The organism is Vibrio caribbeanicus ATCC BAA-2122, assembly GCF_000165125.1.
Lineage (GTDB): Bacteria > Pseudomonadota > Gammaproteobacteria > Enterobacterales > Vibrionaceae > Vibrio > Vibrio caribbeanicus.
Genome location: NZ_AEIU01000029.1, coordinates 12,834 through 35,093, shown reverse-complemented (window position 1 = coordinate 35,093; position 22,260 = coordinate 12,834). Strand labels below are relative to the sequence as shown.

The window sequence follows — 22,260 nt, the reverse complement described above, 5'->3', positions numbered from 1 at the left end:
GCCGTCGCCGCTGCTATTGCTAGGGCAAAAGCACGTAAGGCTGAGCAAGAAAACGCGCAAGACACGTCAGCACCTGATGCAGAAGACCCGAAAAAAGCCGCTGTCGCAGCGGCCATTGCGAGGGCAAAAGCGCGCAAGGCGCAGCAGCAAGGACAAACATCACTGGACAAACCATCTGAGGAGAAAGAGTAGTGGCCTTTTTTATCGCCAGCTCACCGCACGCGCATAATCGCAGAAGCACACCAGATCTGATGAAGTGGGTCGCGATTTGTGCACTACCGGGGCTTGTTGTCCAAACGTACACTTTCGGTTGGGGCACGATTATTCAATTGATTCTCGCTATTGCTGTTGCCATGGGATTAGAAGCCTTAACCATGATAGCAAGAAAACGCCCACCAATCTCTGCACTGAGGGATAATAGCGCGCTCGTGACCGCATGGCTTTTAGCCATTGCAATTCCTCCCCTATCACCGTGGTGGATCGTGGTTATCGGTTTGATATTTGCTATCGTTGTTTCTAAGCAACTCTACGGTGGTATCGGCCAGAATCTGTTTAACCCTGCAATGGTCGCCTATGTGGTTTTGCTGATCTCATTCCCCGTACAGATGACGAGTTGGATATCTCCCCAGCAACTCCAAGTCAACGCCATGCCAATAGGCGACGCATTTTCACTGATTTTTACTGGGTTCGACTCTGAAGGTCTCTCACTACAGCAAATTCGTTCCGGTATCGATGGCGTAACAATGGCAACACCACTTGACGCGTTGAAAACATCGCTGACGGCTGGCAACACTATATCCGAAGCTCTTGCGCAGCCACAGTTTAGTGGACTTGCAGGTATAGGTTGGGAATGGGTAAATCTTGCTTATTTACTCGGGGGGCTGATGCTTTTGAAATTGAGAATTATTAATTGGCACATACCGATTGGCTTTTTAGTCAGCCTCACTCTGGTAAGTGGCATTTCTATGTTACTGTCTCCAGGAACAACAGGCTCTCCCATCTTCCACCTCCTATCAGGTGCAACTATGCTGGGCGCGTTCTTTATCGCAACCGACCCTGTATCAGCATCAACAACGGTCAAGGGTAGGATCATATTTGGCGCTTTGATAGGCGCACTAGTCTTTATTATCAGAAGCTGGGGTGGATTCCCAGATGGTGTGGCCTTTGCCGTTTTACTTGGCAATATGTGTGTGCCGCTTATCGATTACTACACCAAACCAAGAACGTATGGGCACTAGGCAACTCTATGTTAAATGCTATTAGAAAAAATGGGATGGTCTTGACTATTTTTGCGTGTGCATCGACAGGAGTCGTTGCATTAACCAACTATCTAACAAAAGATCAAATCCACCTACAAGAGCGACAGCAGTTATTATCCGTTCTAAATCAGGTAATACCCAAAGATCTGCATGATAACGACTTATACAAATCGTGCACATTAATCAAAAACCCCGCACTGGGAACAGACTCACCCATGTCAGCCTATCGTGCCTACCTAAACGGTGAGCCCACTGCTCTAGCATTAGAAGCGATTGCTCCAGATGGTTACAACGGTGCGATAAAGATCATTGTTGGGGTGAGACAAGATGGCATTATTTCAGGAACTAGGGTTCTCAGTCAGCAAGAGACTCCTGGACTTGGTGACAAAATTGATCTTCGTGTCTCAGACTGGATATTAAGCTTTACTGGTAAAGAAGTTACTGAAGACAATCTATCAAGCTGGAGGGTACGTAAAGATGGTGGACAATTCGATCAATTTACCGGTGCAACCATTACACCCAGAGCCGTGGTTAAAGCCGTCAAGAAAACGGTAGAATTCGTTAATCAGAATAGAGAACAGATCCTATTACAGTCATCAGATTGTGGAGGCAATAGTGAGTGAACATAAAACATTAATAAAAAACGGCCTTTGGGATAACAACCCAGCATTGGTGCAACTCCTAGGGTTATGTCCCCTACTGGCAGTATCTTCAACAGTGACGAATGCATTAGGTCTTGGTATCGCGACATTACTTGTGTTGGTTGGTTCAAATCTCATTGTATCTTTAGTCCGAGATTACGTCCCCAAAGAAGTTCGAATTCCCGTATTTGTTATGATCATTGCCGCACTTGTAACCTGTGTACAAAGCATAATGAATGCTTATGCCTATGGCCTCTTTTTATCATTGGGGATCTTCATCCCACTCATCGTGACGAACTGTATTATTATCGGGAGAGCAGAAGCTTTCGCTTCTAAAAACCCTCTATTACCTTCAATTCAAGATGGCTTTTGGATGGGACTTGGCATGACTAGTGTTTTGGTGGTTCTAGGAGCATTCAGAGAAATCATTGGAAACGGAACCTTATTCGACGGTGCTGATCTATTGCTTGGTAGCTGGGCATCTTCGTTGAGAATCGAAGTCTTCCATTTTGAAAATAGCTTCTTACTTGCCTTATTACCACCCGGAGCTTTCTTTGGCGTAGGTATACTTATCGCAGCCAAAAATATCATTGATAGTCAGCTTAAAAAGCGTGAACCAAAACAAGAAAAACAAGCCATTGAGCGCGTTCGTGTTACCAATTGATAATAAATTCATCTACCGGAAGAAATAAGAGCAATGAATAAAGATAAAAGGCGCCAAATATTAGAGCGGCTTAGAGAAAATAATCCAAAGCCACAGACAGAACTGAATTGGAGCAGCCCATTTGAGTTGCTCATCGCGGTATTACTTTCTGCACAAGCTACAGATGTGAGCGTGAATAAAGCCACCGACAAACTTTATCCGGCAGCTAATACTCCACGCAGTATTCTCGACCTTGGGGTCGAAGGTGTGAAAGAATACATAAAGACGATTGGTTTATTTAACTCTAAAGCCGAAAATGTCATAAAAACATGTAAAATTCTACTCGATAAGCACAACGGTGAAGTGCCCGAAAATCGAGAAGCTCTGGAGGCTCTACCGGGAGTAGGTCGTAAAACGGCAAATGTGGTTCTCAACACAGCGTTTGGATGGCCAACAATTGCTGTTGATACTCATATCTTTCGAGTCTCAAACCGAACTAAATTTGCGATTGGGAAAAATGTTGACCTAGTCGAAGAAAAATTGCTAAAAGTCGTTCCGAGTGAGTTTAAGCTCGACGTGCACCACTGGTTAATATTACACGGTAGATATACTTGTGTTGCACGTAAGCCCCGATGTGGCAGTTGTATTATCGAAGACCTGTGTGAATTTAAAGAAAAAGTCTACCCTGAGAATTAAGAGGATAAAGCCGTGCCTAATGGACGTATTCTACATACCATGCTCCGCGTCGGAAATCTGGAGCAATCGATTCACTTCTATACCCATATCATGGGAATGAAGCTGCTCAGAACTAATGAAAACAAACAATATAAGTATACTCTTGCTTTCCTAGGTTATTCGGATGAGTCGGAGGGAGCGGTAATTGAACTTACTTATAATTGGGGAACTGAGGAATATGATTTAGGTAATGCATACGGACATATTGCAATTGGTGTCGAGAATATCTATGCAACTTGTGATGATATTCGCGCTTCTGGTGGCATCATTACCAGAGAACCCGGACCAGTGAAAGGCGGCACTACAGAAATAGCTTTTGTTAAGGATCCTGATGGCTATGCCATTGAACTTATTCAAAATAAGCATGCCTCAATGGGATTGGGTAAATAAGAAAGTTTCATAAAAATGAGCTCCCCCACTCTTTACGATAGCTTTGAAACTTTACTTGATAATAGTTATCATTTATTCTCTTACTATTGATAGTTAGGAGATATAAAGCAATGGGTATTGAAGAGTGGGAAAAACATACTCTGCTTGCAGACACAGCAATGAGTGACGAAGATCACTTAAGAAGCATATTACATTATCAGCAAGCCCTTACATTGAGTGAAAAAATAGGAGATTCTGAAGATATTGATGTCGAAGATAGACTCATGATCTCTGTTGTATCGTGTCACAATATGGCCATGTTTTGGCGCACTATTGGCGATACCAAATACGAATTAAAATATCTCCAGCTTGCCTCAGAAAAAGTGCTCACTTTAGTACCACAATGTCCTAATAGTGACTGTGATGCATTTATTGATTCAATGGGATGCTGCCGAAAAGCGTTGATTGAATTTATGAAACGTCATCCAAATCCAAAGATTGCACAACTGGTGCAAGACATTGATACTGCGACGAACTGTAATCTAATCGCCAAATTCAGGCTCAATTAATCATCATATAAACTTTGCGATAGAGCCGTTTAATCATCACGAGCTCTTTCGCTACCTCTGCCCCGCTATTTTAAGCTTACAATCACACCGAGCTAAATAGGACAAAGAACTCAACAGTAACGCGCCTTACACACCATACGAGAAGTCATAACTCTAACTGTATCAATTAGAAATCCATTGTGATACCTACAAATCAAACAGTTCTAACTTTGGCAACATTTTCTTAGCTTGCGATATTCGTCAAGCCACAAGGAAAACAACTCGCCCTTTGGGAGCGTGCCACAGTGCCGATTTCATCGTCAAACAACTTGGTAAGAGTCAACTATTACGCTTCGTTATTTTCCTTGAACTCAACACTGTGGCATCGCTCTGAATCCTGCATTTTTAAGTCACTTGGGTATACATATAAAGTCACAAAAAAGTAGTAAGTAATGTAATTTATAAATAAACAAATGAGATACAATTAACAGTTCGCAACATATTCCCATTAATAAATCACAGAAAGTGATCCTAAATATTATTATTGACTCATAGGTTATACTTGATATCCATCGCAACTCAAATTAGATATATTTACAAAAAAGTATATTTACGCTTTCCCATTTAATTAATATATTGTTGCTAATTTATAACATTAATAAACTCACCTCTAAGTTACGAAAAAAAATGATAATTTTTTTTCGTGGCCTCAGAATTTAGTACTACACTCTTTTCAAGCCTATAAATCTTAGTATATGACTGAAATAGGTGAATGTTCTCATGAAAATGAGAGGCCATTTATTTTAGAACAGGCAGTTTTTCATAAAAATAAATTTGTTTTTTGTTTTTGAGAATTTTCTGTCTATAACTCGTTTATTAAATAATTACCTGTACGTGAAAAGATAAGGAAAAGTGTATGCTTAATCCAAGTGATTTTGTTGGAGTTAGTTTTTGGTTGATGTCGGCGGCCATGATGGCTGCAACCTTTTTTTTCTGGGTGGAGCGTGATCGTGTTGTCGGAAAATGGAAAACCTCACTATCAGTAGCCGCAATGGTCACCGGAATTGCTTGTCTACATTATTTTTATATGAGGGGAGTCTGGGTCGAAACAGGACAAAGCCCTACCGTTTTCCGCTATGTGGATTGGTTACTGACGGTACCACTACAGATCATAGAGTTCTTCTTAATTCTGGCCGCTATTGCCTCTGTGCCTACATCGCTATTTTGGCGACTGCTTGTTGCTAGTGTCGTTATGCTTGTCGGCGGTTATCTAGGCGAGGTTGGTACTCTGACTCCTATGGTTGGTTTCGTCATAGGAATGTTAGGCTGGATCTACATCATTTATGAAGTCTTTATGGGAGAGGCAAGTTCCATTAACGCAAATAGTGGTAATGAAGCAAGTCAAACAGCATTTAAAGCACTTAGACTGATTGTGACTGTAGGTTGGGCTATTTATCCTATTGGTTACTTGATGGGCTACTTTGGTGAAGGTGCAAACGTTGCAAACCTAAACCTTATCTACAACTTAGCCGATTTTGTTAACAAAATCGCTTTCGGTGTTGTAATTTGGGCCGCAGCAACAAGAGACTCAGAGTCAAAATTATAATGTGATTTTAGGGAGACTTTGGTCTCCCTCCCTTAAGGAGAGAGAAAATGCGTACGAGCTCTGAACGGGAAATTCGCAATCACTCATCATGTAGAGAAGCCATAGCCGAGCAAATTAACCAAGAAATCGTTAAATTGTGCAAAAACGCTGGTTCAAAAACAGTAGAACAAGTGAAATATCATCAAAGATCCGGAGGGAGCAAACGAAGAGCTTTACTCTGCTATGATACAGCGAGAAGTTTCAACCACTCTCATCAAACAGCTTTGCTTCTTGCTTGCTCCGTTGAGCTACTCCACAATGCATCATTGATTCATGATGATATTCAGGATCAAGATATGACGCGTAGAGACCAAGCCGCACTTTGGGTGAAGTCTTCAGTTGCAGAAGCAATTTGCGTCGGAGATTCTCTTATCGCTGCTGCATACATGGCGTTGGGACAGCTGGCAATATTTAATGAAAAACTTATCCCTCTTGTTAGCTTAAGAGTCATGCAAACTATCAAAGGGCAAATGAGTGATATCGGTCAAGGCCAATTTTCCCGATCATCCTATACTGATGTTGCAAAGGAGAAAGCCGCTCCCCTGCTGCGTTTATCAGTAGAGTTACCCTCACTACTTGCTAACAGCAGTATCATTGGAGAAAAACTCGCTGAAGCCGCTGAGCTGTTCGCAATCGCTTATCAATTTAATGACGATATTAGCGACCAAATTCATGATGCCCAGCATAATGAGCCGAACATAGTCAATATTGTAGCGAAAGAGCAAGAAATTTCACCAAATCAATGTGCAGTAAAAAATGCAGAAATTCTGATTATTACTGAAATACAAGCCATGTTAACGGATGCGACAAATATCCTGAATAGTCTACCTAAGATACACTCAGAACCACTGTTCAACTACATAGAACGCTTTCAAAACAAGGTATTGGGACAGATAAAATGAATATCATTGTTGTCGGTGCAGGGTTCGGGGGTATAGCATCAGCACTAAGGGCTCGTGCTCTAGGCCACAAAGTAACTCTAATTGAGAAAAATCAAAGCCTAGGTGGGAGAGCTCAAGTCTTTCAAAGAGATGGTTATCGCCATGATGCGGGCCCAACCGTTATTACAGCACCTTTTTTGTTCGATGAACTTTTCGAACTCTTCGGTAAAAAACGCGAGGACTATGTGACATTCATGCCTCTCAAAACATGGTATCGCTTTGTTTATGACGATCTATCTCACTTCGATTACAGTGGGGAACAAGAGCACATAGATCAATGTATATCTAAGATAAACACTGATGACGTAGAGAACTATCAATCGTTACTTAGTGAATCTAAGAGCATTTACGAAATCGGCTTTCAACAGTTAGCGGATAAGCCTTTCCATCAACTGAGTCAGATGCTCAAATTACTGCCTGACATGCTGCGTCTGAAAAGTTATCGTTCTGTGTGGCAGCTCGTTTGTAGCCATATTGAAAGTGAAAAATTGCAGCAAGCATTTTCTATCCAACCACTTTTAGTCGGTGGAAATCCTTTCGACACAACTTGTATTTATAATCTAATTCATTTTCTTGAGCGAAAGCATGGCGTTTTTTTCGCTATGGGTGGAACAGGAGCTCTAGTTTCAGCACTTCAAGCACTTATGGATGAAGAAGGTATTTCGATAATCACAGGCGACTCGGTCGAAGCAATACAGCTTGAAGATAAAAGAATTTCTCAAGTAACAACACAAAGTGGTCGTATAATCCCATGCGACCATCTTATATCCAACATGGATCCAACGTTTCTTTACAAAAATCTATTGAAAGGAAAATCTAATCCTGTTGCTCGTATTCGCTCCTCCATAGCGAAGCAATCAATGGGGTTGTTCGTTCTATTTTTTGGAACAAGCCAACGTTATGAAAGTGTTGAGCATCATACTATTTTGTTTGGTCAAAGATTTAAGGGGCTTCTTGATGACATCTTTGATAACAAGGTGCTCAGTGATGATTTTGCTCTTTACCTACACAGGCCCACAGCAACTGACCCCTCTTTTGCCCCGAAAGGGCATGACAGCTTCTATGCGCTCATTCCTGTCCCAAATCTTGACGGAGGTCAGAATTGGGAGATTGAGGGTCCTAAACTACAAGACAAAGTCATTGACCGACTTACGCAAACCATACTTCCGGAGCTAGCTCAAACAATACGTTCACCTTTTTTCATGACCCCAGAGGACTTTAAAGACGATTACCTCAGCACATCAGGCGCAGGGTTTTCAATATCTCCTCACTTTTATCAGTCTGCATGGTTTAGATTCCATAACCATGGAGAAGGCATAGAAAACCTCTCCCTAGCAGGCGCAGGAACCCATCCTGGTGCAGGTCTACCCGGCGTATTAAGTTCAGCCAAAGTGGTAGAGTCACTATTGAAAAAAAAGTACTCATTCCATCGAGAGTGTTAGCTTATGAAAAAACAAAACAACCTCGAAAGCCAATGTAGTAGCATTTTTTTAAAAGACGCCAAACAAGTTACGGCGCAATACGGTAAAACGTTTTATTTTGCGTCATTCTTTATGGGGCAGCGTCATACCCAAAGAAGCTACAAGCTTTACCAACTCTGTCGCTTTCTTGATGACATTGCAGACACTAAGGGCGACTCAAGTGAAGAAATTGACAAGTTCAATACTCTGATTAAAGCGAATTCCCATAATAATCAGGTCAGCTTTTGCGAGGACTTTTCCCTACCCTCTTTCCCCTTGGAACATCTAATTGAAGGGTTTCTATTTGACCAGAACACCCCTCTCATTGAAGACGTCGATGGCTTAATCAGATACTGCTATCAGGTTGCGGGGACAGTTGGTGTAATGATGTGCCATGCCCTAGACACAGTTGAAGAAGAGGCACTTCCCCACGCTATTGACCTAGGTATAGCCATGCAAATGACCAATATCGCTAGGGATGTTTTTGAAGATGCGAAAATGGGTCGAATTTATATTCCTACACAATGGCTAGGAGAAAAAACGCAACATTGTCTTTATCGCAATCAGCCACATATTGGTATCCGACATGCACAAATAAAACTCTTAGAGCTAGCAGAACGATATTACAAAAGTGGCCTAGCAGGGCTACATTACCTGCCTCTACGCTCTCGTTTTGCCATTCTCATTGCTGCCCAGTGTTATCGAGCGATTGGTAAGGAAGTCATCTCCACAACTAGACCAGAGCAACGTGCGTATGTTCCTATCGCTAAGAAAATGATCATCACAAGCCAGTGTACTCTGAACTTTATCAAATCAGGCTGCGGCCAGCTATGGAGAGAGAAACATGACCTTAGGCTACATGACGCGCTTGGTGTCTTTTTCAGTCCCCGAATAAGGACTAGCTTTTGACGAAAAGTATTACTATCCTTGGAGGCGGATGCGCGGGGCTCGCTCTAGCACGAGCTCTGAGTGATATCAATTATCGGGGGCGGGTAACCATTCTCGATTCAAGACGTGACTATGCCAATGATAAAACTTGGTGCTTCTGGGCCAAACCAAATAACTTATGGTCTCAGATCGCTCCTTATTATTGGCAAAAATGTCTTTTCTCCGCCAATAACCACAACAACGTCGTTCAAAAATACAGAAAATATCAATATTGTTGTCTTCCCTCAGATATTTACTATCAGCATTGCTTAAACCTTATCGACAAGCCGAATATCAAACTATTAACGAATGTCGAAGTACAAGAAATACGGCCAGGAGAGAACGCTCAACCTTTTCCCTCATACATAGAAACTTCTCAGGGACTAATTAGCGCAGATATTGTGGTAGACACACGCACAGAAAGCATTGGTAATGCACTCCTTTATCAATCTTTTTGGGGGCAAGAAGTTGAACTCGTCGAACCTATTGGCTCTTTTGATACGGTGAGGCTAATGTGTAATATGAAAGCAGATCACCAGAGTATCTCCTTCTACTACTTACTTCCACTAAACGAAAGTAGAGTACTTATTGAACCAACGATATTTTGCCGAAAAGTACTCCCCCCAACACAGCTTAAGTATGTATTCGAAGAGATTTGTCACATCGAGAACATCAATGTTAAAAAAATCCTCAGACAAGAGAGTGCCGTTCTTCCTATGGGAAGTGAATACCAACGTCAAAAAACAGGAGTAATTCAAGGAGGTATAGCAGGTGGTGCACTCAGGAGTAGCTCTGGATATGGTTTCCTAAGAATCCAATCTTGGGCAGAACAATGTGCCTACTCAATTGCAAATAACCCAAACGCGAACTACTACTCTCGAAAGCTCTTTCAAGAAAAAATGGACCGCCTTTTTTTAAGAGTTATTCGAAATAACCCACGGCTTGGTCTGTACAATTTCATGCAGTTATCTACCCACTTGAATCCTGACATTTTTGCTTCTTTTATGAATGATAGTTCAACCTTTTATCAGTGGTTGCAAGTGGTTCGCGCACTACCCAAATGGCCTTTTATAAAAGAGTTAGTCAATGGTAAGAGACCTATTTACAATCAATGATGCTCCAGCGGTGTTGTTTATCACTAGCACCATAACTTTGTTAGCATTGAACACCCATTATCATTTTTTTCTTGCCTTGGGCTGTATTGTAATCATCGGCATCCCTCATGGCGCACTTGATCCATGGATAGGCTTAACTGAACCATCTTTGAAAAACAAACATACTTGGTTGTTTTTTCTGGTTTATACAGCCATCGCAATGCTAACTTGTTTGCTATGGTTTATCTTGCCTTACCTCTCTTTGGCATTATTTCTTTTAATATCAGCACATCATTTTGGCTCAGACTGGTTCCATGGTAGTGGCTTTAACAATGTTCACTGTATTGCCCAAGGTGGAATCATTCTTTCCTTGCCCGTACTCACCCACACAAGTGAGACACTCTATATATTTAACTTATTGACAGACGGTAACCTAAGTGATTTGAGATGGTTCTTCGGGGGATGGTTAACGCTAGGACTTATTTCTTGCATATTGACCCGACCAAAAGGGGTAATGATCGAACTTGTTTTTCTTGTTTTGTTAAGCTTATATACTGCGCCCCTCACTTTCTTTGCTTGCTACTTTTGTGTGCTGCATAGTTTGCGACATTACATTAGATACGGCCCTTCAATTTTTCAACAACATCCACAAAGGTTACCTCTGCTCGTATTAGTTATCTTAGCGACTTACCTGTTGGGATGGATGCTTTTCTTGAGCTTACCTGAACAAAGATTGCTTGAAGAAAAACTTCTGCAAGTAATATTTTGGGGGTTATCTTCCTTAACCGTTCCGCATATGCTGCTTGTAGCAAAAAAAGAAAAATTAATGGCCTATCCATCACAATAGACCATTGCAGAAAAATTCAGACAGGATTGCGCCCAAGCGAGATAACCACTCGACGATTTCGGTCTTTACCAATAGGTGAAGCATTATCATCAATAGGCCTTCTCTTACCATACCCTTGAACTTGAATTCTGTCCTCGGGCAGACCTAGCGATTTAAAGTAACGTTGGAGGGCTTTAGCTCTCTGCTCAGAAAGCCCTTGGCTCGCGCTCTTGCTATCTTCGTTATCGGTATAGGTCGATACCAACACTAAATCGATATCTTTTGTTTGTTTAATATACTCAGCAATCTTTGCCAGCCTTTTCTGAGATTGCTTATTTAATTCAACACTGCTTCGATCATAGTGGAGGATAGTAAAAGCGATGTCTTCAAAGCTATAAGATAGTAAATTGGCAATACAGTCACTAAACACATTGTAAGATTGCTGAAAAAGTACCGAAGATAATGCGACTTCAATGCGCTCATTACGACTGCGCCATTCTTGGTAACTAAAAGTGGGATATCGTCCTTTCTCAAGCTCTCCCAATATATTCCAAGCAGTTTGACCACCAACATAACCGTCAAACTGCTGGAAAAAACGTAAAGTAGTCAATTTATCTGCACGATCACCAGGTCTCCAGGAGGGAGGCATTGAAACAAGACTGACATCTCTCGTTTGTCCCATAGGACGCTTCATTTTTAATTCAAAATCTAGATTTATTTTTTTACTCGCATAAGAGGAGAATACCGCATCACCATAATTAGGAATTGGATGCACCATACGGCACTCTAGTGGTGTATTGGCAATCATTTGCCACTGTGATTGCATCGGCTTTGCAACGTAATGCTTTTCAAGCCCCCACGAAGAGAGACTAAAGAAGAAAAAACACACAATGCTGCCCCAAAAAAAGCACTTTTTCATTTAATACTACTTCTCTTAAAGTCGAGTGGTTGAACATGAACCAACGAATCGCTTCTAACATGCAAAAACCTAGCCACATAATTTGTATTGTACAAATTTTAAAAGTTTTTTGTTCTAAGCGTGTTTTGTGCTTTTCTTAATCATATTATCTGCAATAATGTCCTCCCTATTTTCTTATACTGATGAAAAATGACTACTGAAAACGATGCTCAGAGGCTAAAAGACCGATTTCGAGGCTATTTTCCGGTTGTCATCGATGTCGAAACCGCTGGGTTTAACGCCGATACCGATGCCCTACTGGAAATTTGTGCCATCACTTTAACTATGGACGAATTCGGTAACCTTATCCCCGCATCGACACTTCATTTTCATGTTGAGCCATTTGAAGGTGCCAACATAGAAAAAGAAGCACTTGAGTTTAACGGTATTAGAGATCCTTTCAGCCCTTTGAGAGGCGCGGTTACCGAAGCTGAGGCCCTCAAAGAGATTTACAAACTGGTTCGAAAAGAGCAGAAAGCTGCAGACTGTAATCGTGCGATCATCGTCGCCCATAATGCCACGTTCGATCATAACTTTGTTATGGCGGCAAGCGAACGCTGTAAGCTAAAGCGTGTACCTTTTCATCCATTTGCTACCTTTGACACCGCGACACTCAGCGGCCTTGCCTATGGTCAAACTGTACTGGCGAAAGCTTGCAAGACAGCCGGGATGGAATTTGATAACAAAGAAGCGCATTCCGCGCTGTACGATACCCAAAAAACTGCAGAGCTTTTTTGTGGGATCGTAAACAAATGGAAATCCCTTGGTGGGTGGCCATTGGTTGAACACTCCGAATAACAAAAAACAAACACAACACATACACACTACGAGATTATTATGAACCCTGTTGTTATTTCTGTGTGCGTCATGTTAGCGCTATCACTTATGCGCATTAACGTTGTCGTTGCACTCACATTCAGTGCCCTAATTGGTGGGCTCGTTTCCGGGATGGATTTTAAAGAAGCCATTACCGCTTTTGAAAGTGGTTTAGGTGGAGGTGCCACCATTGCTCTCAGCTATGCGATGCTTGGAGCCTTTGCTGTGGCTATTTCACGCTCAGGTATCACGGATCTACTCGCAAATAGCGTCATTAGACATATACATGGAAAAGAAAACGTCGCTGCCTCTACGGGACTAAAATTTGCCGTTCTCAGTGCACTTATTCTGATCACAATGTCATCACAAAATATTATTCCTGTACACATCGCATTCATTCCTATTTTAATACCACCTCTTCTTAGCGTCTTTAATAAACTCAAACTTGATCGACGCATGATTGCCTGTGTGCTTACATTTGGATTAGTCACTCCTTACATGGTTTTACCTGTGGGTTTTGGTGGGATCTTCTTAAATAACATTCTACTCAAAAATCTCCATGAAAACGGCTTAAATGAGATTACGGCTAGTCAAGTCCCTATGGCGATGCTTCTACCTGCTCTTGGTATGATCTTAGGCCTCTTCACTGCTATTTTCTTTAGCTACCGCAATCCTAGAGAATATGAACAGAAAACATCAGCAATAGATGAAAAGACTAACGCTATTAATAAAAAAAACATTTATGTAGCCGCCTTTGGTATTATCGCTGCGCTCAGTGTTCAGTTATTAACTGGCTCTATGATCATCGGCGGGCTTGCAGGCTTCATGGTCTTTACATTTGGTGGCGTTATCGCATGGCGTGAGACGACGGATGTATTTACTAAAGGCGTTCATATGATGGCCATGATTGGTTTTATTATGATTGCTGCAGCTGGCTTTGCAGCGGTAATGAAGCAAACGGGAGGAGTTGAATCACTTGTTCAAGCTCTTTCAACAAATATTGGCGACAATAAGCCCCTCGCTGCCCTACTAATGCTCATTGTTGGTTTACTGGTAACCATGGGCATCGGCTCATCGTTTTCAACTATCCCCATACTAGCAACAATATATGTGCCACTCTCTATTGCCTTTGGCTTTTCTCCGATGGCAACTGTCGCGCTGGTTGGAACTGCCGCTGCTCTTGGAGATGCTGGATCACCCGCGTCAGATTCAACATTGGGTCCAACATCTGGTCTCAATGCAGATGGTCAACATGAACATATCTGGGAAACGGTGGTACCTACCTTCATTCACTACAACATCCCACTGATTATTTTTGGTTGGATAGCAGCTATGGTCCTTTAAAAAACAATCTATAAGGCGACTTATACTAGCCTCTACGACAATGACTTAGAAAAAATACAAATAAAAAGCTGACTAATGTCAGCTTTTTTATTACTTGTTTTTGTCATCAGCAATCGCAGCTAAAACAGGAACCATATCTTTAAGTAGTTTTTCTTCTATTGGTTTACCTTTAGAGTCCGTGACATTGATTGACGTTCTATTACCCAAATCTCCAAACAAGAAAGTATAACTACCAGACTTTAAGTTGATAGGTTTTACACCAATTCTGGTCCAAAACTCATCATCAGGAGCTGCATATTTTGCTTTTACTGTTCCCTGAGATTGATTTCGTTCTTCAATTTCAAAGCCCATTGCAGGTAGTAAAGTAGGTAATTTATCCCACAGCAGATCATAGGATATACGTGCAATAATCACAGGTAAACCACTGCGATCAACACCGAGAGATATGGGTATATGCTTAACCAATTGTTCAGCTTTACGTGCCATTTCTTGTCGTCGTTCATCATCATAACGAGATTCGATAATATTAGTCAGTAACGTCGTATAACGTTCTTTATTCGATGCTGTAACTGAAAGAGACTGGGCACCCTCTCGCCAATCGACCAAACTAATCTTAATACCTAAATTTCTAAGTGAGCTCACTTTCTCCAACACAAAACGAGCGGCAACTGCGGAATCCTCGTCCTCTGTTTGCCAACTTAGCCAATCGGTTTCGATACGAGATTCAGTATTCTCACGCATCGATACACCGCGTTTGACAAATAAATCTTGTGTTGTTCGCCAGATTTTTTTCAGTTCGTCCTCTTTTAAAACCCAAAGAGTAATATCACCATTTTTTCGTTCAACTCGAGCTCCAGGTATCAATTCTAAAACTTGTTGTGGGGGACGGATATCCACCTCTTTACCTTGTCCACCAGTGTATTGACCTGAGGGAATTTGGTAAGTTTTATAAAACTCTGGCTCTGCATCTTTTAGCAACTGCAAGTCTTTCAAAGGTGTTGTGTTCAGATAATCAAAGTCATTTTTTGCCTGACGACGTTGAGCTGGACTACTGGAACACGCACTTAAAACCAAAACAGCTAGCGTACTAACTACCAGCTGATGAGACAATTTCATTCAAACTCCTGAACTCTATCTAGAGCGTTAATCACATTTATAAAATCAATTCAAACTTTCAATACCAGCATCTTCGAGTGCTTGAGCTACTATTGGGCGAGCCGATTCTGAAAGCTCTGTAAGAGGTAAACGAAGTCCGCCATGCTCAATTAACCCAAGCTGCAATGCTGCCCACTTAACAGGGATAGGGCTTGATTCTACGAATAAATTTTTGTGCAGCGTCATTAGTCTTTGATTGATGAGTTCTGCTTCGGGGTATTCTTTTTTGCTCGCTAAATCAAAAATCATCGCCATTTCTCTGGCTGCGATATTGTTGGTCACGGAAATCACACCATCGCCTCCTTGCTTGACAAATTCTAACCCCGTAGAGTCATCCCCGCTTAGTAAGATAAAATCTTCTCCACAAAGTTCACGGTGAATTGCAATGCGACTCAAGTCACCCGTCGCGTCTTTCAAAGCGACAATATTCTCTATCTTTGCTAGACGAGCAACGGTCTCAGGCAATAAATCTACCGAAGTTCGACCTGGTACGTTATACAAAATCAAAGGAACATCACTAGCTTCAGCAATGGCTTTATAATGCTGGAACAAACCTTCTTGGGTGGGCTTATTGTAATATGGGGTTACACTCAAACAGCCTGCGATACCAGAGTTATTCAACAACCGGCTAAATGTGACAGACTCGTGGGTTGCATTAGCCCCTGTGCCAGCAATGACGGGAATACGGCCGTCAGCAAACTCAACGACCTTAGTGACGACTTTAACATGTTCCTCAATCGTTAGCGTTGCTGACTCTCCTGTTGTTCCGACAGCGACAATCCCATCACTTCCGGCTGAAATATGATGCTCAACAAGATTTTTTAGGCTGGTATAGTCTACTTCACCCTCGCTATTAAAAGGCGTAATCAAAGCTACGATACTTCCAGAAAACATGTTTTTCTCCCTAATTTAGAAACTCCTTGCATGGTACTTTAAGGAGATTGATAAAGACAAGCGCTTAACGGTTATCGAAGTAAATAAAAATACGAATATTTGTTCGATGTTGGAGCTTCGACAAGTTATGCCATATACAAGTTCCATTCTTTACCTCACTTACCGAGTTATACCTCTTGATTCTGATGTGAGAATACAGCCCTTTTATTGTGAATTTTGTACGCCACTCGCCCTAAACTGTGTGTAAAAATAGTGAAAAGAGTTTACAAAGGTTTCTATCAATTTTTTCTATGTTAAGCTCCGAAAATTCTACTCTTTTAAGCAAAGCATTATTATGACTCAACATCTCGTGATCACGGCTGTAGGTACAGATAGACCCGGAATTTGTAATCAGATCGTCCGACTAGTAAATCAATCAGGGTGTAATATTGTCGATAGTAGAATCGCATTATTTGGTGATGAGTTTACTTTAATCATGCTACTCAACGGCAGTAATGCATCCATAACCAGAATTGAGACTATGCTTCCCCCTTTAGGTCAGCAGCATGAACTCATCACTATCACTAAACGTACCTCAAAACATAATCAGATAGCCCATTCATTAATGATGGAGGCCACCATTGATTCGGATGATAGACCCGGATTAGTTGAACACTTCACTCAGTTCTTTGCTGACAGAAATATAGGGCTATCCTCTCTAAGCGCACAATCATTAGAAAAAGTGAAATGCCATGCTCAGGAAAATCATTTTCACATTGCTATCAGTGCATCGCTTGGGGAAGAGATAAATTTATTGCAACTCCGAGAAGAGTTTGACCAATTATGTGATAGCTTAGTCGTCGATGGTTCGTTAAACTTCCTCGCGAACCATCAATAAAAAGGAAAAGTGATGAATACCCTCAAAGCTGGTGATAATGCGCCTGAATTCTCTTTACTTGACCAAAATGGCCAGACAATAAAACTGAGCGACTATAAAGGTAAACAAAAGATCCTATTTTACTTTTATCCAAAAGCAATGACGCCTGGTTGTACCGTACAAGCACAGGGGCTGAGAGACACAAAGGCTGAGCTGGATGCGCACAACGTTGCCGTACTTGGTGTGAGTATTGATCCCGTAAAACGACTCGATAAGTTCATCCAACGCGATAATTTAAACTTTACACTTTTATCCGATGAAGACCACAGTGTTGCAGAGCAGTTTGGAGTCTGGGGTGAGAAGAAGTTTATGGGCAAAACATATGACGGCCTACATCGCATTAGCTTCCTAATTGACGAGCAAGGTGTTATTGAGCATGTTTTTGATAAGTTTAAGACTAAAGACCACCATGAAGTTGTTTTAGATTATCTCAAGAACAAATAGTATTTAAAAAAGCAAATAGAGCCAGTACCCTTTCGCTGGCTCGTTTAGCTAGTCCCCTTTCGAGCAATTCTTTTCACATGCCCCTTTAATAAGCAGTGCTGTCACCTCAAGAACCTTCTACTTACCCGTTTCTGAGAATTTCGCTTTTTTACTTTTTTTGAGCCCCTCAGGGATTAGGTTCATAAATGGCACGGTCTCGAATAATTAGTACGATCATGTGCAAATTTGATTTTTTAGAAAACCCAATATTACTCCTATAGTTTTTTGTTGAACGCCTTCGACGTCGAACTCAGTAAAATCCATATACTTTGATACCAAAATATGAACTATACAGATACAATTTAATTTCTCTTCTCCAAAGGTTGGTAGCACACCTGATGCTATAGAGTATTCTTGTGAACTTATTGTTAGCACTTTAATATTATCATTTTTGTTATTAAATCGCCGTACTAGAATATTTTTATATTAGAGTTATCAATTAAATTTATTTAGTTAAAACCATAATCGGAAAGCGAGATTCTAATTCTAATTTAGCATAATTTATAACTTTCTTCCTCTCTTCTAGTTCTCTATACGTTTTTGGTATAAATCACCCATTTTTAAAAATTGAGGATAATTAGTAATCCATACTCTATTATAACAGTCATATACCCATCTTCGTTTAATCACTTCATTATAAATTTGTATCTATTGACAATATTGAACTTAATATGGATGAAATATATTACATTCCAACATACAGATTGAAAGTTACGATAAGAAAAATGACCACTTTATTTTAAGATTAAATTTGTCAATACATTAAAATAAATCAACATCCAATAAAGAACTATTTATTGTGATTATAATCATATTTTCTAAGTGTTCCTTGTAATTACTTATTAACAAATTAATACTCAGTTGCTAATATTGTCCCATGGTTTGATTAAATTAAGGATAGATGTATGACCAAGGAGTTAAAATGAAGGGAGTAAGCCTCCAAATGTTAGCTCTTAGTGAGCTAAAACCTCACGAGTATACTGATGATTGCCGAGTAAAGTATGTAATGGATGAAATTTCTCGCTCAAAATTATGGAAGGCTCCGGTTGTAGTTGATTATTCAACGAAAATAATTATGGATGGACATCATCGAGTACAAGCAGCCAATATAATTGGACTTAAGTCAATTCCTTGTTACATGACAAACTATTCTGACAAGAATATAAAGGTCTGTTGCTGGAAAACCGGTAATAAATTTGACAAGTCTCAAATTTACCTAGCGGCAAGCAGTGGCTATTTATTACCGATAAAAACAACAAGACATGTAATAGACTATGAATTAAAAGAATTGAGCTTAGATATAGAATTACTTAAAAGTGATATTGATAAAAAAAACTTTTACGAATTGAGCAACCAATAAATTTAATGTACAGAACTGGCTAGCAGACTTTCATTTTGGTATTTATGGCGATTATCGACATCAACTATATCCATAATATTATAGAGCAAAGTCATCATTGAGTAAGAAACCTTATAATTCTTCTACCTGTAATAAATTGAAGATTCGATATCCAGTTTTAATGTGTAAAAAATTCACTCACTTTCAGATTGATTTTTTATCAATAATGGTATTTTTCGATTTTTAAAAAATGAAAAAGAACTATTAAGTTTAGAAAAAGAAGTTAATTTAAGTTTTTAACGGGTGTTAAATGATTATTGAAGAGATGGGTGACATCATAAATGATGATGTTTTTCTGAGGCTGACGGGCTTCTGTGAGACAAATAGTCCGATAATAAAAATAGAAGGTTTCAGTGCTGGCAGCTCCATAAAAATAAAAGCTGCTAAATATTTAATTGATGATGCAATAATTAATACCAATTTGGTTGACTCTAAACATTTCATTGAATCAAGTTCAGGAAATATGGGGGTTGCATTAAGTATCATCGCAGCTAGCAAATCTCTCAGGTTTACTTGCGTCGCAGATGCTAATACGTCTGAACAAAATATTAAGACAATGAGGGCGCTAGGTGCAGAGGTCATTATCATTAGTCAAAAGGACGAAAAAGGTGGTTATCTAGGCAATCGTTTGAACTACATAAAAAGTAGACTCAATGAAGATCCGTCCCTCATTTGGCTCAATCAGTACGCCAACCCAGGTAACGTAAAGTCGCATTATTCATTAACCGCTAAATCTATTCATCAAAGTATCGGGGATGTTGATTATCTAGTTATTGGTGCAGGTACTACAGGGACATTGATGGGATGTGCTGAGTATTTTAGAGTCCATTCCCCGAATACAAAGATAATAGCAGTGGACTCTGTAGGTTCTGTCACATTTGGAACAGAAGCTGGTCCACGCTATTTACCTGGATTAGGCGCCAGTGTGCTCCCTCCATTTTTTAATGAAATACACATCGATCAATTGATACAGGTCTCTGAACTTGAAGCCGTCAAGGTGTGTCGAGAGATCGCTCAGAAATACGGATACCTCGCTGGTGCATCGACAGGAACAGTTCTAGCTGGGTTGAGAGCCGTAAGCAACAGGTTTAAAGAATCCGACAAGGTCGTGGCAATCTCGCCTGACCTTGGTGGAGGTTATGTTAGCACCGTTTTCAACAATGAGTGGTGTGAGGATAAATTTGGATTTATAGCTGAAAGAGAAAGTGAAGCATATGCAAAAGCAATTTGAAGTAATCGGCGGGGAGTACATCTCAAGTGTTCTTTCTGAATGCAAGAAAGATATTTTGGGTGTCATCGAGTCAACATATCTTGCTCATGAAAATGGTTTTACAGAAAACCCAGATAGTTACTTTTTGCGTTTTAAAGATAAGCCAGAAGCGCGAATTATTGCGTTGCCTTCTTCAATAAACGACAGTAATGCGTCGACAGAAATTGCAGGGATCAAATGGATTTCAAGTTTTCCAAAAAATATTAACCACAATCTACAGCGGGCGTCTGCAGCGATTTTACTCAATAACAGAACTACCGGCTACCCATTTTGTTTATTGGAAGGAGCACAAATAAGTGCAGCAAGGACGTCAGCATCTGCTGTGTTGGCTGCAAATCATTTGTCTCGGACTGGGAAAATTGCAGAGCGAGTATGTATTATCGGTGGAGGTGTGATCGCAAGATACATCACTGAATTTTTCCATGCCGATGACTGGAAGATTGATCAGTTCGAAATCTACGATTTGTCACAAGATAATGCCTATTTGTTTGCAGAAAATATGTCAAAGCAAACGGGAAGAAGTATTGATATTTGCACATCGCTAGAGGCTGCGTTGTCTGCCGATATCGTGATTTTTGCTACTACGGCACCAGCCCCATATTTAGATCCAAGCTTCCGATTCAACGCGAGTCAGCTTGTATTAAACATTTCATTAAGAGACATTCCAAGTGAAACGATTCTTGAGAGTAACAACGTGTTCGATGATGTTGAACACTGCATGAAAGCTAATACCTCCCCCCATTTAGCTGAGCAAATGGCTGGGAACCGTGATTTTGCTGATGGAACATTGGCTGCGTATATATTGGGGAATTTGCAGCTTGATTCAAAGAAACCTACGATATTTTCACCGTTTGGATTAGGAGTTCTGGATTTAGCTTTAGCCATGTTCATCTACAAACATGATATCGGCTTACCGGGGCGACATACTCTTGATGACTTCTTTCCTGATGTATCGAGATGGGCAGAGTAATGAAAATCGAAGGCTGCACAGTATCCATATTAGAAGATGGCTATGAGCACCTTTACTTGGTGAATCCAAGTGATGAGGGTCAAACTGTTAGAGACGTTTTAGCGAACTTGGATTTGGATGCTCTTTTGGCAGAGAAGAAATGTTTACTCTTTCGTGGATTCAATGTCGATAGCGATGATAAGTTTAGCCAAATTGTTTCAGATCTTGCGCAGTTGGAGTTGAGTTACAAGGAGCGCTCTACCCAACGTATTCAGACGGCGAAAGGCGTCTATACAAGCACTGAGTATCCGGCTAATAAGCAGATTGCAAATCACAGCGAAAATGCTTTTCAGAAAGTGGTTCCAGGAAAAATCTTATTTTGTTCACTCGTCGTTGCTGACCAAGGGGGAGAAACCCCTATATCGGATAACAAGAAAATTATCGAAACATTGCCAGAAGAAGACGTTGAAAAGTTCCGTCAGCTCGGTGTCATGTATCAGCGTAACTTTGATGGCGGGTTTGATCTTTCCTGGCAAGAAGCTTTTCAGTCAGATGACCCTGCTGAAGTTGAGCAGTACTGCAGAGACAATGAGATCGAGTTCGAGTGGGTTTCCACTACTCACCTGAGAACTCGTCAAAAAAGACAGGCGATCATTGAGCACCCAATCACTGGCGATGAGCTTTGGTTCAACCAACTCCACCTATTTCACGTAACCAACCTAGAACCAGCGATACAGGAAGCAATGTTGTCTTCGTTAGGCGTAGACTTCCTACCAAGGCACGTATTTTATGGAAATGGTGAAGAGATTCCCAATGACGTTGTAGAGAAAATTCGCGTCGCATTTGTCGATTGTCAGGTTACTTTTGGTTGGGAAGTGGGTGACTTCTTGATTGGCGACAATTTGCTTGTCAGTCATGGACGCAAACCATTTCAAGGTCAGCGAGCAGTGCGTGTTGCTCTGGTCGACCCTGTAACACTTTAGTGGGA

Annotated in this window: 23 protein-coding genes and 1 pseudogene; 21 read left to right on the top strand and 3 right to left on the bottom strand. The window is 40.8% G+C overall.

Annotated features, from left to right (window positions below; translation table 11 throughout):
- The 13 genes and pseudogenes from RH40_RS03410 to RH40_RS03350 all read left to right on the top strand — a co-directional run.
- Nucleotides 1-192: pseudogene (locus RH40_RS03410) on the top strand (electron transporter RnfC); the annotation flags it as partial.
- Nucleotides 192-1,238, top strand: a complete 1,047-nt coding sequence (rsxD, locus tag RH40_RS03405; protein ID WP_009599930.1) for an electron transport complex subunit RsxD — start codon at nt 192-194, stop codon at nt 1,236-1,238. The pseudogene RH40_RS03410 and the gene rsxD, both read left to right, overlap by 1 nt.
- An 8-nt stretch (nt 1,239-1,246) precedes the next feature.
- Nucleotides 1,247-1,882, top strand: coding sequence for an electron transport complex subunit RsxG (rsxG, locus tag RH40_RS03400; RefSeq protein WP_009599929.1), 636 nt, complete (start codon nt 1,247-1,249; stop codon nt 1,880-1,882).
- Nucleotides 1,875-2,564 carry an electron transport complex subunit E gene (locus RH40_RS03395; protein WP_009599928.1) on the top strand — a complete coding sequence of 230 codons (690 nt, stop codon included), beginning with the start codon at nt 1,875-1,877 and terminating at the stop codon, nt 2,562-2,564. Before rsxG ends, RH40_RS03395 begins: the two co-directional genes overlap by 8 nt.
- A gap of 33 nt (nt 2,565-2,597) precedes the next feature.
- Nucleotides 2,598-3,239 (top strand): endonuclease III, encoded by a 642-nt coding sequence (gene nth, locus RH40_RS03390; protein ID WP_009599927.1) that lies wholly within the window; start codon nt 2,598-2,600, stop codon nt 3,237-3,239.
- A 12-nt stretch (nt 3,240-3,251) separates the two neighbouring features.
- Nucleotides 3,252-3,668 (top strand): lactoylglutathione lyase, encoded by a 417-nt coding sequence (gene gloA / locus RH40_RS03385; RefSeq protein ID WP_009599926.1) that lies wholly within the window; start codon nt 3,252-3,254, stop codon nt 3,666-3,668.
- Nucleotides 3,669-3,778: 110 nt separating this feature from the next.
- Nucleotides 3,779-4,216 carry a DUF2753 domain-containing protein gene (locus tag RH40_RS03380; RefSeq protein WP_009599925.1) on the top strand — a complete coding sequence of 146 codons (438 nt, stop codon included), beginning with the start codon at nt 3,779-3,781 and terminating at the stop codon, nt 4,214-4,216.
- 895 nt (nt 4,217-5,111) lie between these two features.
- The gene (locus RH40_RS03375; protein WP_009599924.1) at nt 5,112-5,801 is read left to right on the top strand and encodes a bacteriorhodopsin-like; all 690 of its coding nucleotides are present in this window, start codon (nt 5,112-5,114) and stop codon (nt 5,799-5,801) included.
- Between the two features lie 47 nt (nt 5,802-5,848).
- The gene (locus RH40_RS03370) at nt 5,849-6,742 is read left to right on the top strand and encodes a polyprenyl synthetase family protein (protein WP_009599923.1); all 894 of its coding nucleotides are present in this window, start codon (nt 5,849-5,851) and stop codon (nt 6,740-6,742) included.
- A complete protein-coding gene (gene crtI, locus RH40_RS03365; RefSeq protein WP_009599922.1) occupies nt 6,739-8,223 on the top strand; it encodes a phytoene desaturase family protein in 1,485 nt (494 codons plus the stop codon). The genes RH40_RS03370 and crtI overlap by 4 nt, the downstream gene beginning before the upstream one ends.
- Nucleotides 8,224-8,226: 3 nt before the next feature.
- Nucleotides 8,227-9,150: a phytoene/squalene synthase family protein gene (locus RH40_RS03360; protein WP_009599921.1), complete on the top strand. Its 924-nt coding sequence runs from the start codon at nt 8,227-8,229 to the stop codon at nt 9,148-9,150.
- Nucleotides 9,147-10,283, top strand: a complete 1,137-nt coding sequence (locus tag RH40_RS03355) for a lycopene cyclase family protein (protein WP_009599920.1) — start codon at nt 9,147-9,149, stop codon at nt 10,281-10,283. Before RH40_RS03360 ends, RH40_RS03355 begins: the two co-directional genes overlap by 4 nt.
- The gene (locus tag RH40_RS03350; protein WP_009599919.1) at nt 10,255-11,109 is read left to right on the top strand and encodes a Brp/Blh family beta-carotene 15,15'-dioxygenase; all 855 of its coding nucleotides are present in this window, start codon (nt 10,255-10,257) and stop codon (nt 11,107-11,109) included. Before RH40_RS03355 ends, RH40_RS03350 begins: the two co-directional genes overlap by 29 nt.
- A 16-nt stretch (nt 11,110-11,125) precedes the next feature.
- On the opposite strand, the gene motY is transcribed toward RH40_RS03350, so the two are convergent.
- Nucleotides 11,126-12,007 carry a flagellar protein MotY gene (gene motY, locus RH40_RS03345; RefSeq protein WP_009599918.1) on the bottom strand — a complete coding sequence of 294 codons (882 nt, stop codon included), beginning with the start codon at nt 12,005-12,007 and terminating at the stop codon, nt 11,126-11,128.
- Between the two features lie 189 nt (nt 12,008-12,196).
- Between motY and rnt the strand changes: the two genes are divergently transcribed.
- Both rnt and RH40_RS03335 read left to right on the top strand, forming a co-directional pair.
- On the top strand, nt 12,197-12,844 hold the full coding sequence (gene rnt, locus RH40_RS03340; protein WP_009599917.1) for a ribonuclease T: 648 nt from the start codon (nt 12,197-12,199) through the stop codon (nt 12,842-12,844).
- Between the two features lie 39 nt (nt 12,845-12,883).
- Nucleotides 12,884-14,206: a Na+/H+ antiporter family protein gene (locus tag RH40_RS03335; protein WP_009599916.1), complete on the top strand. Its 1,323-nt coding sequence runs from the start codon at nt 12,884-12,886 to the stop codon at nt 14,204-14,206.
- A gap of 90 nt (nt 14,207-14,296) precedes the next feature.
- Here RH40_RS03335 and bamC read toward each other — a convergent pair whose 3' ends face one another.
- Both bamC and dapA read right to left on the bottom strand, forming a co-directional pair.
- The gene (gene bamC, locus RH40_RS03330) at nt 14,297-15,322 is read right to left on the bottom strand and encodes an outer membrane protein assembly factor BamC (RefSeq protein ID WP_009599915.1); all 1,026 of its coding nucleotides are present in this window, start codon (nt 15,320-15,322) and stop codon (nt 14,297-14,299) included.
- 45 nt (nt 15,323-15,367) lie between these two features.
- A complete protein-coding gene (dapA, locus tag RH40_RS03325; RefSeq protein WP_009599914.1) occupies nt 15,368-16,255 on the bottom strand; it encodes a 4-hydroxy-tetrahydrodipicolinate synthase in 888 nt (295 codons plus the stop codon).
- Between the two features lie 334 nt (nt 16,256-16,589).
- Here dapA and RH40_RS03320 point away from each other — a divergent pair, with 334 nt between their 5' ends.
- From RH40_RS03320 to RH40_RS03295, 6 genes are all read left to right on the top strand, one after another.
- Nucleotides 16,590-17,132, top strand: coding sequence for a glycine cleavage system transcriptional repressor (locus RH40_RS03320; protein ID WP_009599913.1), 543 nt, complete (start codon nt 16,590-16,592; stop codon nt 17,130-17,132).
- 12 nt (nt 17,133-17,144) lie between these two features.
- Nucleotides 17,145-17,615 carry a thioredoxin-dependent thiol peroxidase gene (gene bcp / locus RH40_RS03315; RefSeq protein WP_009599912.1) on the top strand — a complete coding sequence of 157 codons (471 nt, stop codon included), beginning with the start codon at nt 17,145-17,147 and terminating at the stop codon, nt 17,613-17,615.
- 961 nt (nt 17,616-18,576) lie between these two features.
- Nucleotides 18,577-19,014, top strand: a complete 438-nt coding sequence (locus RH40_RS03310) for a ParB N-terminal domain-containing protein (RefSeq protein WP_009599911.1) — start codon at nt 18,577-18,579, stop codon at nt 19,012-19,014.
- 289 nt (nt 19,015-19,303) lie between these two features.
- A complete protein-coding gene (sbnA, locus tag RH40_RS03305; RefSeq protein ID WP_009599910.1) occupies nt 19,304-20,284 on the top strand; it encodes a 2,3-diaminopropionate biosynthesis protein SbnA in 981 nt (326 codons plus the stop codon).
- On the top strand, nt 20,268-21,293 hold the full coding sequence (sbnB, locus tag RH40_RS03300) for a 2,3-diaminopropionate biosynthesis protein SbnB (protein ID WP_009599909.1): 1,026 nt from the start codon (nt 20,268-20,270) through the stop codon (nt 21,291-21,293). The genes sbnA and sbnB overlap by 17 nt, the downstream gene beginning before the upstream one ends.
- Nucleotides 21,293-22,255, top strand: a complete 963-nt coding sequence (locus tag RH40_RS03295; RefSeq protein ID WP_009599908.1) for a TauD/TfdA family dioxygenase — start codon at nt 21,293-21,295, stop codon at nt 22,253-22,255. Before sbnB ends, RH40_RS03295 begins: the two co-directional genes overlap by 1 nt.
- The last annotated feature ends 5 nt before the right edge of the window (nt 22,256-22,260 follow it).

Bases quoted from the DNA above. Each gene is read 5' to 3' on its own strand.
- RH40_RS03370 (WP_009599923.1), top strand. From the start codon at position 5,849: ATGCGTACGAGCTCTGAACGGGAAATTCGCAATCACTCATCATGTAGA.
- motY (WP_009599918.1), bottom strand. From the start codon at position 12,007: ATGAAAAAGTGCTTTTTTTGGGGCAGCATTGTGTGTTTTTTCTTCTTT.
- RH40_RS03335 (WP_009599916.1), top strand. From the start codon at position 12,884: ATGAACCCTGTTGTTATTTCTGTGTGCGTCATGTTAGCGCTATCACTT.
- sbnB (WP_009599909.1), top strand. From the start codon at position 20,268: ATGCAAAAGCAATTTGAAGTAATCGGCGGGGAGTACATCTCAAGTGTT.
- rsxG (WP_009599929.1), top strand. From the start codon at position 1,247: ATGTTAAATGCTATTAGAAAAAATGGGATGGTCTTGACTATTTTTGCG.
- RH40_RS03375 (WP_009599924.1), top strand. From the start codon at position 5,112: ATGCTTAATCCAAGTGATTTTGTTGGAGTTAGTTTTTGGTTGATGTCG.
- dapA (WP_009599914.1), bottom strand. From the start codon at position 16,255: ATGTTTTCTGGAAGTATCGTAGCTTTGATTACGCCTTTTAATAGCGAG.
- rnt (WP_009599917.1), top strand. From the start codon at position 12,197: ATGACTACTGAAAACGATGCTCAGAGGCTAAAAGACCGATTTCGAGGC.
- RH40_RS03350 (WP_009599919.1), top strand. From the start codon at position 10,255: ATGGTAAGAGACCTATTTACAATCAATGATGCTCCAGCGGTGTTGTTT.
- RH40_RS03320 (WP_009599913.1), top strand. From the start codon at position 16,590: ATGACTCAACATCTCGTGATCACGGCTGTAGGTACAGATAGACCCGGA.
- nth (WP_009599927.1), top strand. From the start codon at position 2,598: ATGAATAAAGATAAAAGGCGCCAAATATTAGAGCGGCTTAGAGAAAAT.
- crtI (WP_009599922.1), top strand. From the start codon at position 6,739: ATGAATATCATTGTTGTCGGTGCAGGGTTCGGGGGTATAGCATCAGCA.
- bamC (WP_009599915.1), bottom strand. From the start codon at position 15,322: ATGAAATTGTCTCATCAGCTGGTAGTTAGTACGCTAGCTGTTTTGGTT.
- RH40_RS03380 (WP_009599925.1), top strand. From the start codon at position 3,779: ATGGGTATTGAAGAGTGGGAAAAACATACTCTGCTTGCAGACACAGCA.
- bcp (WP_009599912.1), top strand. From the start codon at position 17,145: ATGAATACCCTCAAAGCTGGTGATAATGCGCCTGAATTCTCTTTACTT.
- RH40_RS03295 (WP_009599908.1), top strand. From the start codon at position 21,293: ATGAAAATCGAAGGCTGCACAGTATCCATATTAGAAGATGGCTATGAG.
- RH40_RS03310 (WP_009599911.1), top strand. From the start codon at position 18,577: ATGAAGGGAGTAAGCCTCCAAATGTTAGCTCTTAGTGAGCTAAAACCT.
- sbnA (WP_009599910.1), top strand. From the start codon at position 19,304: ATGATTATTGAAGAGATGGGTGACATCATAAATGATGATGTTTTTCTG.
- RH40_RS03360 (WP_009599921.1), top strand. From the start codon at position 8,227: ATGAAAAAACAAAACAACCTCGAAAGCCAATGTAGTAGCATTTTTTTA.